Origin of the sequence: Rhodanobacter sp. KK11 (genome assembly GCF_033345435.1) — a bacterium.
GTDB lineage: Bacteria > Pseudomonadota > Gammaproteobacteria > Xanthomonadales > Rhodanobacteraceae > Rhodanobacter.
Map to the genome: position 1 here is coordinate 23629 of NZ_JAWPMI010000003.1, position 12672 is coordinate 36300.

Here is a 12672-nt window from a genome sequence, read left to right on the forward strand (position 1 = left end):
TTGCTCCTGGGTCGGGGGAAGTGGCTCTTCCTGCAGCCGACGAACGGCGGGGGCGCGGATCGACATGGCGCCGCCGCAGCGCGCCCCTTGTCAGCCGACCGCCACTTCGATGCACAGGCACGGGTCGAAATGCGGGTTCTCGTTGACTCCGCCGACGCTGTAGCCGCGCGGGTTGCACACCACGCGGGTGCCGTTCGCGGTGTAGTCGAAACTGTCGTGGGTGTGGCCGTGGACCCACAACACGGCGCGGCCCATCAGCGTGCTGCAGTCGGACACGAAGGCGGCGCTGACCGGCGAGTCGGCAAAGCGCGGGTGGACGCTGCGCGGGGTCGGCGCGTGGTGGGTGACGACCACGGTCGGCCCGGCGAAGGGTTGCTCCAGCACGGAGGCGAGCCAGGCGTATTGTTCGGCGAACAGCGTGCAGGCATCGGCCGGGGTGAACACGCTGCCGTCGGCGTTGCGGATGGCGGCGAAGTCGCGCATGAACTGCGCCGACGCCGTCATCGCGAGATCCTTGCCGTCGACGCCGAACAGCTCGAAATCCGTCCACAGGGTGGCGCCCACGAAGCGCACGCCGCCGATCGTGCATGTGTCCTGGTCCAGCAGCCCAATGCCGTGTTCGCCGGCGCTGCGCGCCAGCGCCTGGCGCACTTGCGGGATCGCGCCGCCGTAGAACTCGTGGTTGCCGGGGACGTACAGCACCGGGCGACCCAGGCCGGCCGCCCATTGCATCGCCTCGGCCGCCGGGCGTCGGATGTCGCCGGCAAGGATGGTCACGTCCGCCACCACTTCGGGCGGCGGCATGCCGTGCGCACTCAGGTGCAGATCGGACAGGATGTGCAGGCGCATGCGGTGCTCCGTTCTTGACTATCGTGGCGCGCCCTGAGCCGACAGGCTCGGGCACGTGGATCAGGCATCCGCGGTCGCGGCGGCGTAGGCCTCGACCAGCGGCTGGTAGTCCTCCATCGGCGGGAAGCCGGCGTAGCTGTGCCGGGCCGGGGTCGATGCCCAGGCGAGCCGGGCATCGGTGCAGGTTTCGATGAAAGGCACGAAGTCGGCATGAGGGTCGAGTACCGAGGGGCGCAGGTTCACCAGCCAGTCGAGCCCGGCCGGCCGGGTCATCACCCACGACTTGCAGAACGCGCAGTACAGGTGGCTGTGTTCCTCCTGCAGGCCGCCGCGGACCAGTTCGCCGGCGATCACCTCCACCCCGTCGGCGGGCAGGGCCAACGACAGCGAGAATGCGCTGCCGGTCATCTTCTGGCAGCCGTGGCAGTGGCACGCCATGCTGAGCATGGCCGGCTTGGTGACGCGCAGGCGTACGCGGCCGCAGCGGCAGGTGCCGGTGGCAGGAAGCTGTCGTGGGTACGGCATGGGCAGTTCCTCGCGTGGAAAGGGTGCCGGGGCAGTTCCGGTTTCCCGGACGGCTTATTTAGTCACACGGGCTCCGGCAGGTCACTTGCCGCCGCCTGGGCAAGGGGGAGGGACGGCATTCGGGCCATGGTCTTCGCTGTCTTGAGTCGGGGCGGCTGTCCGGCGGCCGCCTGCGGAGTAAGCTGAGGCCGCTTTGCGACATCGGTTCATCACCTTTCCGCCTTGCGGAGCGTGCCATGTCTCGATTGACCAACGAACAGCTGACGGACTGGGCCCTGCCGTATTCCACCCGGAACAAGGGGGACTGCGCGGGCGTGACGAAGCTGCTTCTCGACGTGGGTTTCGGCAACTACGTCGGCGACCCCCCGACCGAGCGGAGAAAGAAGGCGGTGCGCATTCCGCTGCGGGAAAAGACCTCCCACACGAGCGTGCTTCTTCGTTGGGCCCATACGGGCGAAGAGGTGATCGTGGACGCCACGATCCAGCAGTTCGGCGGTGAAAGACGGGTCTTCGTCGGCAGCTACGACGAGTGGGTGGCGTGCCTGAAGGCACTGACCCACGTGGACCATGTGGAGCCCGTCGATGCGGACTACGGCTTCATGTACGACGTGCTCGATACCCTGGACACCCTGGACAAGGACGACCTGCGGCGCAGCACGGGCGGCACGAGCAGCGAGGCCCACCGGGCCGAGACGCTCAACAAGAAAGGCTGCTGCAACTGCACGCTGTTGTGAGGGGCGACGAGGGAGCGAGGGACAGGCCGTCACCCCGGGCCCGCCCGCTTCGTCGCCGGGGCAGCGATGGCGACGAGGCGCTTCCGACCCGGCCGGCTCACTGTACGATGACCCGCGCACCACGAAAGATGTCGGGTGCGGCATTCGCATGGTCATGGAAAAGGCAAGGCGGCAGTGATGGAAAAAAACCCCGAGGCGCTACTGCGCAGGCTTTCGGTACGGCAGCGGATGACGGCGATCATCGCGCTTCTCTTGCTGCCGCTTGCCGTCCTCAGTGCCGTGAGCATGGCGGTACTGAACGAGCAGGAGATGGCTTTTCGCGATTCCGTCGAGGAGTCGGTAAACGGACTGCTCCCGCTGGGCACGCTGGAGTACTACCTTCAGCAGGCGCTGGTGGATGAACTGCTGGCCGAGTCGAACGACTCGGTACCGGACTTTGCCGCGCTGACCCGGAACATCGACGACAGCTTTTCCGCCATTCATGTCGGCATGGACGTCAAGGACGTGCCTAGGGATGCCCTGATCTATTCAGCGCAGGCGGCATGATATCCAGAAGGTTCGCAGGTGGTAGCGCGTGGCGCAGGCAAGGCTGGCTGCCTTGGCAAGCCGCGCGCTACCGCCTGCGGGCCTTCTGGATATCACCCCATCATTATGTTTTGAGCTGTGGGGCCGGCTCTGTCTGTCCGCATCTCCGCGGCGCGCCTCCTCGACAGGCGGACGCCTGCCTTCGTCCGCGCACCACGAATCTGCGAACAGACAGAACCGGTGCCGCCTGCGCTGAATAGACCAGGGCATCCCTAAGGGAGCCCTGGACGATGCGCAAGACGCCTGGGTGCAGGCACGTCCCTCGGTGCGTCGCCTGATCGAGCAGGTGCATGCCCGGCATGCGAGCGGGGCCGTTGCCAGCCTGAACACGCGCACGGAGCTGGAGCGCGCCATCCGGGACGTCTCGGGGGCACGCGCGAGCCTGTCCGGCGTGCTCAAGGCGCGCTACGAGCACGCCGCCGCCCAGCGCAAGAGCCAACTGCGCTGGCTGATGGGGATCTGGCTGATCACCCTGACCGTGGCAGGGTTGCTGGTGGTGGTCTTCCTGCGCTCCCTGCTGCGGCCGTTGCATGCGTTGACGCATGCCGCCCGGCGCATCGAGGAAGGACAGCCGGGGGTGCGCGTGGACGTCGATGGGCGGGACGAGCTGGCGGTGCTGGCCGAGTGCTTCAACCGGATGACCGCCAACTGGGAGGCCACGCAGGCCCAACTGCAGACCGAGGCGCTCAAGGACCCGCTCACCGGGGTGCTCAACCGCCGGGGCATCCTGTCCCGCCTGGACGCCGAACTGGGCCTCCACCGGCTTCGGCAGCAGCCCCTGAGCGTGCTGGCGATGGACCTGGATCGCTTCAAATTCATCAACGACCACTACGGGCACAGCATGGGCGACCGCGCCCTGACCTGGGTCGCCGACACCATGCGCGGGATGTTGCGCGAAAGCGATCACCTGGGGCGGCACGGCGGCGACGAATTCATTGCCGTGCTGCCGGACACGAACCATGCCGGCGCACTGGAAATCGCCCACCGCATCAGCGAGGTCGTGCGCGAAGGCGCCGCCCGCGAGGCGGCCTACCCCGGGATCACCATCGGCGTCGCCACCGCGCCGGCGGATGGCGACCGGGCCGCCTCGTTGCTGGAGGCGGCCGATGCCAGGCTCTACGCGCAGAAGAAGCATCGCCGCACGGCGGGCGAAGCGGATGCGCGCGACAGCGGCCGCTGAAAGCCTGCCGTCGTGATCACGACATGTTGCGCAGCCACGACCGGCAGGCGCGCCTGGGCGGCGACGCCGCGCTTGTCGTCGGCGCCACCGGCATCCGCGGCCGTGCCGGCGTCATGCCAGCCGGCTGCCGCCGTGCGGTCAGCCCGGGATCTCCGCCTCCACCAGTTTTCCGAGCAGCAGCAGTGATTCCTGCCAACCCAGGCAGCACTGCTCGACGGGAATGACCTCGGGCAGACCTTCCTGCACGATGTCGATCTCGGTGCCGCAGGACACCGCACGCAGCGTGATGGTGGTGGTCATCTCGCCGGGCAGGCCGGGGTCGTCGAAGCGGTCGCTGTACCGGATGCGCTGGTCCGGCACGAGCTCCAGGTAGGTACCGCCGAAGCTGTGCCCGTTGCCGCTGGAGAAGTGGGTGAAGGTCATCCGGTGGCTGCCGCCGACCCGCGCATCGAGCTGGTGCACCTTGCAGGTGAAGCCGTTCGGCGGCAGCCACTTGGCGATGGCGTCGGCATCGAGGAAGGCGCGGTAGATCCGCTCGGGCGGCGCGCGCAGCACACGGTGGAGACGAACGGTATGGGTGGTCATGATGGCTTCCGTGGCAAAAATGAAGAACCTTCGCCCCGCAGGGCGAGCGGATGGGGCGGGAGGGACGTCGCGGCTACGCCGGCAATTCCACGACCGGCGTGAAGCCGCCGAAGATCATGCGCTTGCCGTCGAAGGGCAGGTCGCCGGCCGCCTCTATGCGCGGGTCCTTCATGATTTTTTCCATGCCGACGTCGCGGGTGGCCTTGTCCGGCCACTCGATCCAGGAGAACACCACCGATTCGTCCGGCTTCGCCTGCACGGCGCGGCGGAAATCGGTGAGCTTGCCTTCGGGCACGTCGTCGCCCCAGCACTCCAGCACGCGCGTGGCGCCGAGCTCCAGAAAAATGACGTCGAAGGTACCGGCATGCCTGACGAACTTGTCGCGGTTGGCGTTGGGCACGGCGATCACGAAACCATCGATGTAGGACATGGCTGTCTCCTCAGGGAAATGGCGACCGCGGTGGCCACCTTCATGGGGCGACGAACAGGCATGGGTCGGATCGACATGGAGCCATGTGCGGGCGCATTTTCGCGTGAAAGGGGGCGTCGCTCTCGTCGGTCCTGCCGATGAGGGCAGGCTTGCCCGGCATGCCATCCGGCCGCGACCCGGCGCAATGGGGTACGCGATGAACGGGCCACGGCTTTTCCTCCCGTGCGGGCTCCTCCTGGCGACGGCCGGTTCGGGAGCGGCTCGCGCGGCCGGCGGCGAGGCCACGCAGGATGGCGGCGTGTTCTCGCTGCCGTGGGAGAAGACCACGGATGGCGGGAAGATCATCCCGGCCCACGCCGGCTGGGTCGTGCCTTCATGGCGCCACGAATGCCTGCAGCCGCACCGGCACGCTAACGGCCACGGCCGGCGGCGCCTTCGAGGTGCTGGCGGATGTTCTCCATCTGCACGCTCCAGCCTTGGTCGTTCATGCGGAACGCCTCGGCGCGGCGGCTGGCGGGGACGCGGTCGAAGCCTGATTCGTCCAGGGTCAGCAGCGTGCCGTCGCCGCGCGCCTCGAGGCGGAACTCGACCAGGGTCGGCGGCTCGCCGGAATAGTCCACGCCCGGCTCGATGGCATACGGGTGCCAGGTGAAGCTGAACAGCCGCTCCGGCTCCATCGCCCGGACCACCGCACGCCAGGCGATGTGCTCGTAGCCGGGCCAGGTGATGTGGCCGACGGACTCCCGCCCGGGCTCGAACGGCCCGGACAGCGCCACGCGGAACCAGCTGCCGAATTCGCGCGGGTCGGTGAGCGCGCGCCACACGCGCGCCACCGGGGCCTGCAGCTCGATGCGTTTCTCGATGCGGTCGTTCATGGGCCATCTCCCGGGTTGCACGCGAGTTTGCGCCGCCGTGGCGTGCGATGCAGCCTTCATGTTGCCTTTCAGGCGAGCGACGGCGACGCCCGGCGGAGAAATTGCAGCGCCTCGTGGCAGGGTGCGTCCACCTTCAGCGCCAGCAGCGCGTCGGCGCGGGTACGGCCCAGCGTCACCGCCGCCACCGGCTTGCCGGCGCTTGCGGCGGCATGCACGAAGCGGTAGCCGGAATACACCATCAGCGAGGAGCCCACCACCAGCACCGCGTCGGCGGCCTGCCAGGCACGCGTGGCGATGTCCACGCGCGCGCGCGGCACCGCTTCGCCGAAGAACACCACGTCGGGTTTCGCGATGCCGCCGCAGCGCGGGCAGGGCGGCACGTCGAAGGCGGCGAAGTCGTGGCCTTCGAGATCGGCGTCGCCGTCCGGCGCATCAGCGGCGTCCAGCGTCGCCCAGGCCGGGTTGCGCTGCACCAGCAGCTGCTGGAACACCTGGCGCGGCAGCCGCCAGTCGCAGCCCATGCAGCGTACCTCGTCGAGGCGGCCGTGCAGCTCCATCACGCGCTCGCTGCCGGCGCGCTGGTGCAGGCGGTCCACGTTCTGCGTCACCAGCAGTTCGACCTGGCCGCGCCGCTCCAGCTCGGCCAGCGCGTGGTGCGTGGCATTCGGCAGCGCGTTGCCGAAGCGCCGCCAGCCGACCAGGCTGCGCGCCCAGTAGCGCTGGCGCGTGGCGGGCTCGTGCATGAACGCGGCGAAGTTCACCGGCGGCGGGCGCTTCCACTGGCCGTCGCGGTCGCGGTAGTCGGGAATGCCCGAGTCGGTGCTGCAGCCGGCGCCGGTCAGCACGAACAGGCGCGGGTGGGCTTCGATGAACTGTTGCAGTGGAGTCATCGGCTGGAAGTGGGGTCGCGGTGGCTGGAAAACAGGGGCGGGCGGGGTTTCCGGCAGGCGCGCGCGGCGGCGATCCATCCGGGGCGCCGCGCCTTCGTTTCAGTGCAGGCTGTCCAGCAGCGCCTGGAAGCGGGGCTTGTCGCGCAGCGAGGCCAGGTCACTGTCGTTCTGCATCCAGGCGCGATCGCCCCAGCCGAGCTGCACGGCGCGCTCGAGCAAGTCGATCGCCCGCTCATGCTCGTCCAGCACGGCAAACGTGCAGGCGGCGTTGTAGAACACCATCGGTTCGTCTTCGCTCGAACGCAGCGCCAGGTTCGCCCACTCGATCGCCTTGGCTTTTTCGCCCACGGTGGCGAAATTCGCCGCGCCCATGTAGCGGGCGCGCGCGTCGTCGGGATTCACCTCCAGCGCCCGTTCGATCAGGCCGATGGCGCGGCGGCGCGCCTTGTTCTCGTCGTCCTTGCGGCCCATCTCGCTGTAGGCCTGGCACAGGTACACCAGCGGCAGGTAATCGGCGGGGCTGACCTCGGCGGCGCGCAGGTACAGCCAGGCGGCCTTCTCGAAATTGCCCAGCGAGCTGCAGATCGTCCCATAGAGGAAGTAGGGCTCGAACAGATTCGGGTTGAGCATCATTGCCGTTTCGAAATGTCGTTCGGCCTGCTCGAACTGCCGGTCGATGTACAGTGCAAGGCCACGCGAGGCGTGTGCCTCGGCCGAGTCCGGATCCAGCTGCACGGCGCGTTCGCTGGCATCCAGGGCCTTGGCGACGTGCCCGATGTCGGCGTCCAGGAAGCGGTAGCGCATGACGTACGCGTCCGACAGGCCGGCCCATGCCGCGGCGTACTTCGCATCCTTCGCGATCGCCTGCTTGTACATCTCGATCGCGCGCAGGGAGTCGCGCCGGTTCCACGCGTAGAAGTACTTGCGGCCGCGCAGGTAGTCGTCATAGGCCTGCACGTCGGCGGTGGCCACGTACTGGATGGCGCGCCGTTCCTTCGGCGACAAGGTGACCCGCAGCGCATCGACGATGCTTTGCGCGATGTCGTCCTGGATGGCGAACACGTCGCGCAGTTCCCGGTCGTAGGTCTCGGCCCACAGGTTCGAGTCGGAAGCCGCGTCGATCAGTTGCGCGTTGATGCGCACGCGGTTGCCGGCACGGCGCACGCTGCCTTCGAGCAGCGTGCTCACGTCGAGCTTGGCCGCGACCATCGGGATGTCGATCTGCTTGCCCTTGAAGAAGAACGACGAGGTGCGCGACGACACCTTCAGCTGCGGCAGCCGGGTCAGCAGGTTGAGGATTTCCTCGGCGATGCCGTCGCTGAAGTACTCGTTCTCCAGCTCGCCGCTCATGTTGACGAAGGGCAGCACGGCGATGGTGCGCCGGTCGCCGTCCTGTTGCCGGCGTATCGGCGACGTGGCAACCGGCGTGTCGGTTTGCACGGGGGCGGTCGTCGTCACGCTGGCGATCAGGCGATAGCCGCAACCGTGCACGGTCTGGATGTAGCGCGGCGCGGCGGCGACGTCGCCGAGCTTCTGCCGCAGCTGTGCGACGATCCGGCTCAGGGTCGCCGGTGCCACGTGGCGGTGCCCCCAGACGCGGTCCAGCAGGTCGTCGCGCTGGATCAGCTCGCCCGGGTGGGCCAGGAACTCCAGCAGCACGGCGTAGGCCTTCGGTTCCAGTTCGAGCTCCTGGTTGTTGCGCAGCACGCGATGTGCAACCGGTTCGACGCGTATGTCGCCGAACGCGTAGCCCACCTTGGAACCCGTCGAGCCCGTGACCATGGCACGGCCATATCACATCGGTCGTTCAAGATCGGTCAAGGGTCGTTTGGCCTGCCTATGGCGACGTCGGACGGCAGGTTTCTTGCGTGATCCCGGGGCTTGTCCCGATGCGCGCGCCACGCACCGTGCGTGCAAGATCCGGCTGGCCGCCTGCCCTGTCGCGGCAGGTTCGGCACGCGACGCCGGCGCGTTAGCATGGCGGCATGAACCCGACCGAGCTCGACAATCCGTTCTGGTCCGCACTGTGCAGCCGGCATCGGGCCATCGCGCTGCGCCGCGGCGAGGCGGCGCGTTACCCGGCACCGTTCGCCCCGTTTCTGGGCGTGGCGAGCGCGCAGGCCGACGTGGCCGCGGCGGTCGCCTCGCTGGTCGAGGTGGACGAGTCCGTCTACCTGCTCGGCGTCGCGCCCACGCTGCCGCGCAGCTGGACGCTCGATGCATTCGCGCCGCTGGCGCAGATGATCTGCCCGGCGCCGATCGCGGTGATCGACGGGCCGCCGGTGATCGAGCTGACCGAGGCGCATCGCGCCGACGTGCTGGCGCTGACTGCGCTGGTGTATCCGCATTACTTCCGCCCGCGCACGATGGAGCTGGGCCGTTATTTCGGCATCTACCGGGATGGCCGGCTGGCGGCGATGATCGGCGAGCGGCTGGGCACCGACGCGCAGCAGGAGATCAGCGCCGTCTGCACGCATCCCGACTTCAATGGCTGCGGCTACGCACGGCGCCTGCTGGCGCTGCTGTCGAACGACAACCTCGAGCGTGGCCGATTGCCGTTCCTGCACGTGAGCCACCAGAACCATCGCGCGAAGCAGTTGTACGAACAGATCGGCTACCGCCACCGGCGCGACATCGGCTTCTGGTCGCTGCGCCGCGCGCCCGCATGAACCACCGCCGGCGACGTTGCAGGGTGCGGACGAAGCCGCCGGTTCGACCGCTCACGTGATTGCCGGCGAAGCCTGGTCATGGCGTGCCGGGTTATGTGACGAAAGACAGTGGCGGCGTCCACGATGGCCGTGGCAGCATCCGCCCGGCGTCGGATCATGGGTAGCCGGGGGAGAGGCTCGGCGGGTTCCCGAGTCCGGTTCCTTCCGCAAAACAGGGGATGACCATGTGGCTTGCAGCGCCCGTCGTGAACGCGTTGATTGCGGTGCTGTTGCTGGCCGGCGTGCCCTTCCTGGGTTATGTCGTCTGGCACAAACGGCGACATGGACGACGCTTCGCCGACATCGCGCGCCGTGCGGGCTTGCAGGGGTCGAGTACCCGCTACCTGCTGATCAGCGCGGCGATAGCACTGGCCTTGACCTGCGTGCTGCTGCTCTGGCAACCGCCGGTGGCGCCGTTTGTGCAGGAGGGGTCGCCGCAGCGGGCCTTTGCCGGGTTGGGGCTGGGTGTGCAGGCCATCGTGATGGCGCTGCTTTACGGTGTGGTGCAGACCGGTTTCGTCGAGGAGCTGGTATTCCGTGGCTTGATCGCCGGAAGCCTGGCGCGGCGGTTGTCGCTGATATGGGCGAACCTGCTGCAGGCGCTTGTCTTCCTGGTACCCCATCTGCTGATCCTGCAGGCGATGCCGCAGATGTGGATGCTGCTGCCGCTTATTTTCCTGCTGGCCCTCGTGATGGGCTGGCTGCGCATCAAGTCGGGTTCCATCCTCGGGTCATGGTTGGTGCACGCCACCTTGAACGTCACGATGTGCCTGATGGTGGCTGTGCGCACGGTGGCTTGAGCCCGGTTCCGGGCGTGTCCGATCGCCTGCGACAGATGCTGACGGCGCGGTAGCCCGGGCCTGCAAGCTGTTGCCCTGGGCCAGGTTTTCCATCGGCATCACGTCCCCGAGGCTAGCCTTGGCAGCATGGCGCATCGCTATTCGATACGCCGGCAACCCGAGGAGATCCCGATGAAGAAGATTCCCACTGGCGCATGGGTCGTGGTGGCCGATGGCACCGGCGCGCGACTTCTGCGCAACGTCGGCAAGGGCCTCAACGTATCGCTCGAACAGGTGAAACTGGTGGGGCCGAAGGATCTTGCCCATGACGGCCCGGCCGGGCGTCAGCCGCCCGAGCGCAGCATGGCGGAGATGGACGAAGCCACCTTCGCCAAGCAACTGGCGCAGCGCCTGAATGCCGCCGCGCTGAAGAACGAGTATGCGCACCTGGTGCTGGTGGCCGACCCGCAGACACTGGGACAGACGCGCCCCTTGCTGCATGAGGAAACCATCAGGCGGATGGTGGAGGAAGTGAACAAGTCGCTGTTCCGTGCGCCGCTGGAAGAGATCGAGCGCGCGTTGAAAGCGACCTGGTGAAGGCACCGGAAGGATGAGGTCGGCGCGTCACCGCGTGCTCCGCGGTTGAACCGGCCGGGGCAAGCACCCACCTTGCAGTGATTCCCTACTGCAGGAGTGCCACGTGACCCGGTTGTCCGACTTTCCCGTCAGCACACGCTGGCCTGCGCAACATCCCGATCGCATCCAGCTGTATTCGCTGAACACGCCGAACGGCGTGAAGGTGTCGATCATGCTGGAGGAAACCGGCTTGCCGTACGAGCCGCACCTGGTCGACATCACGCAGGGCGAGAGCCACGCGCCGGAGTTCCTTGCACTCAACCCGAACGGCAAGATTCCCGCGATCATCGACCCGCACGGGCCGGGCGGACAGCCGCTGGGCCTGTTCGAATCCGGCGCGATCCTCATGTACCTGGCGGAGAAGAGCGGGAAGTTCCTGCCCGCCGACCCGGCGCGGCGCTGGGAGACGATCCAGTGGGTGTTCTTCCAGATGGCATCGATCGGGCCGATGTTCGGCCAGGTCGGCTTCTTCAACAAGTTCGCCGGCAAGGCGTACGAGGACAAGCGCCCGCTGCAGCGCTACGTCAACGAATCGAAGCGCCTGCTCGGCGTGCTCGACGAGCGGCTCGCCGGTCGCCGCTGGCTGATGGGCGAGGACTACACCATCGCCGACATCGCCACGCTGGGCTGGGTGAACAACCTGATCACGTTCTACGAGGCGCGCGAGCTGGTGGAGTTCGGGCGTTTCGTCCATGTTGCCGCATGGCTCGAGCGCGGCCTGGCGCGCCCGGCGGTGCAGCGCGGGCTGCAGATTCCCAGCCGCGGTTGAGATCGCACGATCACGCCGCAACGAAGCAACCTCGGAGATCGACATGAGCACGGTCCTGGTCACGGGTGGGTCGGGTTTCATCGGCAGTCACTGCATCGTGCAATTGCTGGCCGCGGGGCATCGGGTGCGCACCACCGTGCGCAGCCTCGAGCGCGAGGGCGTGGTGCGCGCGATGCTGAAGCAGGGCGGGGCCGAGCCAGGCGAGCGGCTGTCCTTCGTCGAGGCCGACCTGCAGCGCGACGCGGGCTGGCCGGAAGCGGTGGCCGGCTGCGACTACGTGCTGCACGTGGCCTCGCCGTTCCCGCCGGACCTCCCGAAGCACGAGGACGAGCTGATCGTGCCCGCGCGCGAAGGCGCACTGCGCGTGCTGCGTGCCGCGCGCGACGCCGGCGTCAGGCGCGTGGTGCTGACTTCTTCGTTCGCGGCGGTGGGCTATGGCCACGCGCCGCGGCCGGCGCCGTTCGACGAGACGAGCTGGACCGACCTCGACGGCGCGGGCGTGCTGCCCTATATCAAGTCCAAGACCCTGGCCGAGCGCGCCGCGTGGGATTTCATCGCGCGCGAGGGCGGCGCGCTGGAGCTTGCGGTGGTCAACCCGGTGGGCGTGTTCGGGCCGGTACTGGGGCCGGACTATTCCACCTCGATCCTGCTGGTGCAGCGGCTGATGGATGGCGCCATGCCCGGTTGCCCGCAGCTGTGCTTCGGCGTCGTCGACGTGCGCGACGTGGCCGACCTGCACCTGCGCGCGATGACCGACCCGGCCGCAGCCGGGGAGCGCTTCCTCGCCGTCGCCGGCGACTTCCTGTGGATACGCGAGATCGCCACGACGCTGCGCCAGCAACTGGGCGCGTCGGCGCGCAAGGTGCCCACGCGGCAACTGCCCAACTGGCTGGTACGCCTGGCGGCGCTGCGCGACCCGGCGGTCAGGCAGATCCTGCCCGAGCTGGGCATGCACAAGAACGCCAGCAGCGCCAAGGCCCGGCGCGTGCTGGGCTGGTCGCCGCGGCCGCCGCAGGAGGCCGTCGTCGCCACGGCCGAGAGCCTGCTGCAGCTTGGGCTGTTGAAGGCGGCGTGAAGGCGCAGGGCTAGTTCGGCCGTTGCCCGCCTCGGTGGGACGAGAAGCGTTT

Annotated in this window: 15 protein-coding genes; 8 read left to right on the plus strand and 7 right to left on the minus strand. The window is 68.3% G+C overall.

The window, feature by feature from the left end; translation table 11 throughout:
• Positions 1-90 precede the first annotated feature (90 nt).
• Positions 91-849, minus strand: a complete 759-nt coding sequence (locus tag R5H19_RS07955; protein ID WP_318158462.1) for a metallophosphoesterase — start codon at positions 847-849, stop codon at positions 91-93.
• 60 nt (positions 850-909) lie between these two features.
• Entirely contained in the window at positions 910-1374 is a 465-nt protein-coding gene (locus R5H19_RS07960; RefSeq protein WP_318158463.1) for a GFA family protein, read from the minus strand.
• Positions 1375-1610: 236 nt separating this feature from the next.
• On the opposite strand from R5H19_RS07960, the gene R5H19_RS07965 reads away from it, so the two are divergent.
• The 3 genes from R5H19_RS07965 (at position 1611) to R5H19_RS07975 (ending at position 3873) form a co-directional block, all read left to right on the plus strand.
• Positions 1611-2108 (plus strand): hypothetical protein, encoded by a 498-nt coding sequence (locus R5H19_RS07965; RefSeq protein WP_318158464.1) that lies wholly within the window; start codon positions 1611-1613, stop codon positions 2106-2108.
• Positions 2109-2285: 177 nt separating this feature from the next.
• Positions 2286-2654, plus strand: a complete 369-nt coding sequence (locus R5H19_RS07970) for a hypothetical protein (protein WP_318158465.1) — start codon at positions 2286-2288, stop codon at positions 2652-2654.
• 304 nt (positions 2655-2958) lie between these two features.
• Positions 2959-3873, plus strand: a complete 915-nt coding sequence (locus R5H19_RS07975; protein ID WP_318158466.1) for a diguanylate cyclase — start codon at positions 2959-2961, stop codon at positions 3871-3873.
• Between the two features lie 138 nt (positions 3874-4011).
• Here R5H19_RS07975 and R5H19_RS07980 read toward each other — a convergent pair whose 3' ends face one another.
• From R5H19_RS07980 to R5H19_RS08000, 5 genes are all read right to left on the minus strand, one after another.
• The gene (locus R5H19_RS07980; protein ID WP_318158467.1) at positions 4012-4458 is read right to left on the minus strand and encodes an SRPBCC family protein; all 447 of its coding nucleotides are present in this window, start codon (positions 4456-4458) and stop codon (positions 4012-4014) included.
• A gap of 73 nt (positions 4459-4531) precedes the next feature.
• On the minus strand, positions 4532-4888 hold the full coding sequence (locus R5H19_RS07985) for a DUF1428 domain-containing protein (protein ID WP_318158468.1): 357 nt from the start codon (positions 4886-4888) through the stop codon (positions 4532-4534).
• A 410-nt stretch (positions 4889-5298) separates the two neighbouring features.
• On the minus strand, positions 5299-5763 hold the full coding sequence (locus R5H19_RS07990) for an SRPBCC family protein (RefSeq protein WP_318158469.1): 465 nt from the start codon (positions 5761-5763) through the stop codon (positions 5299-5301).
• Between the two features lie 68 nt (positions 5764-5831).
• Complete coding sequence (locus R5H19_RS07995; RefSeq protein ID WP_318158470.1) at positions 5832-6653, minus strand: NAD-dependent protein deacetylase; 822 nt, start codon at positions 6651-6653, stop codon at positions 5832-5834.
• 99 nt (positions 6654-6752) lie between these two features.
• Positions 6753-8435, minus strand: coding sequence for a winged helix-turn-helix domain-containing protein (locus R5H19_RS08000; RefSeq protein ID WP_318158471.1), 1683 nt, complete (start codon positions 8433-8435; stop codon positions 6753-6755).
• Between the two features lie 203 nt (positions 8436-8638).
• Between R5H19_RS08000 and R5H19_RS08005 the strand changes: the two genes are divergently transcribed.
• The 5 genes from R5H19_RS08005 (at position 8639) to R5H19_RS08025 (ending at position 12620) form a co-directional block, all read left to right on the plus strand.
• Positions 8639-9322 carry a GNAT family N-acetyltransferase gene (locus R5H19_RS08005; protein WP_318158472.1) on the plus strand — a complete coding sequence of 228 codons (684 nt, stop codon included), beginning with the start codon at positions 8639-8641 and terminating at the stop codon, positions 9320-9322.
• Between the two features lie 218 nt (positions 9323-9540).
• Positions 9541-10161 (plus strand): CPBP family intramembrane glutamic endopeptidase, encoded by a 621-nt coding sequence (locus tag R5H19_RS08010; RefSeq protein WP_318158473.1) that lies wholly within the window; start codon positions 9541-9543, stop codon positions 10159-10161.
• A 171-nt stretch (positions 10162-10332) separates the two neighbouring features.
• Positions 10333-10737, plus strand: a complete 405-nt coding sequence (locus R5H19_RS08015) for a host attachment family protein (protein ID WP_318158474.1) — start codon at positions 10333-10335, stop codon at positions 10735-10737.
• Between the two features lie 103 nt (positions 10738-10840).
• Positions 10841-11545, plus strand: a complete 705-nt coding sequence (locus tag R5H19_RS08020) for a glutathione S-transferase N-terminal domain-containing protein (RefSeq protein WP_318158475.1) — start codon at positions 10841-10843, stop codon at positions 11543-11545.
• 43 nt (positions 11546-11588) lie between these two features.
• Positions 11589-12620 carry an aldehyde reductase gene (locus tag R5H19_RS08025; RefSeq protein ID WP_318158476.1) on the plus strand — a complete coding sequence of 344 codons (1032 nt, stop codon included), beginning with the start codon at positions 11589-11591 and terminating at the stop codon, positions 12618-12620.
• Positions 12621-12672: the final 52 nt, after the last annotated feature.

Bases quoted from the DNA above. Each gene is read 5' to 3' on its own strand.
- R5H19_RS07955 (WP_318158462.1), bottom strand. From the start codon at position 849: ATGCGCCTGCACATCCTGTCCGATCTGCACCTGAGTGCGCACGGCATG.
- R5H19_RS07960 (WP_318158463.1), bottom strand. From the start codon at position 1,374: ATGCCGTACCCACGACAGCTTCCTGCCACCGGCACCTGCCGCTGCGGC.
- R5H19_RS07965 (WP_318158464.1), top strand. From the start codon at position 1,611: ATGTCTCGATTGACCAACGAACAGCTGACGGACTGGGCCCTGCCGTAT.
- R5H19_RS07970 (WP_318158465.1), top strand. From the start codon at position 2,286: ATGGAAAAAAACCCCGAGGCGCTACTGCGCAGGCTTTCGGTACGGCAG.
- R5H19_RS07980 (WP_318158467.1), bottom strand. From the start codon at position 4,458: ATGACCACCCATACCGTTCGTCTCCACCGTGTGCTGCGCGCGCCGCCC.
- R5H19_RS07985 (WP_318158468.1), bottom strand. From the start codon at position 4,888: ATGTCCTACATCGATGGTTTCGTGATCGCCGTGCCCAACGCCAACCGC.
- R5H19_RS07990 (WP_318158469.1), bottom strand. From the start codon at position 5,763: ATGAACGACCGCATCGAGAAACGCATCGAGCTGCAGGCCCCGGTGGCG.
- R5H19_RS07995 (WP_318158470.1), bottom strand. From the start codon at position 6,653: ATGACTCCACTGCAACAGTTCATCGAAGCCCACCCGCGCCTGTTCGTG.
- R5H19_RS08000 (WP_318158471.1), bottom strand. From the start codon at position 8,435: ATGGTCACGGGCTCGACGGGTTCCAAGGTGGGCTACGCGTTCGGCGAC.
- R5H19_RS08005 (WP_318158472.1), top strand. From the start codon at position 8,639: ATGAACCCGACCGAGCTCGACAATCCGTTCTGGTCCGCACTGTGCAGC.
- R5H19_RS08010 (WP_318158473.1), top strand. From the start codon at position 9,541: ATGACCATGTGGCTTGCAGCGCCCGTCGTGAACGCGTTGATTGCGGTG.
- R5H19_RS08015 (WP_318158474.1), top strand. From the start codon at position 10,333: ATGAAGAAGATTCCCACTGGCGCATGGGTCGTGGTGGCCGATGGCACC.
- R5H19_RS08025 (WP_318158476.1), top strand. From the start codon at position 11,589: ATGAGCACGGTCCTGGTCACGGGTGGGTCGGGTTTCATCGGCAGTCAC.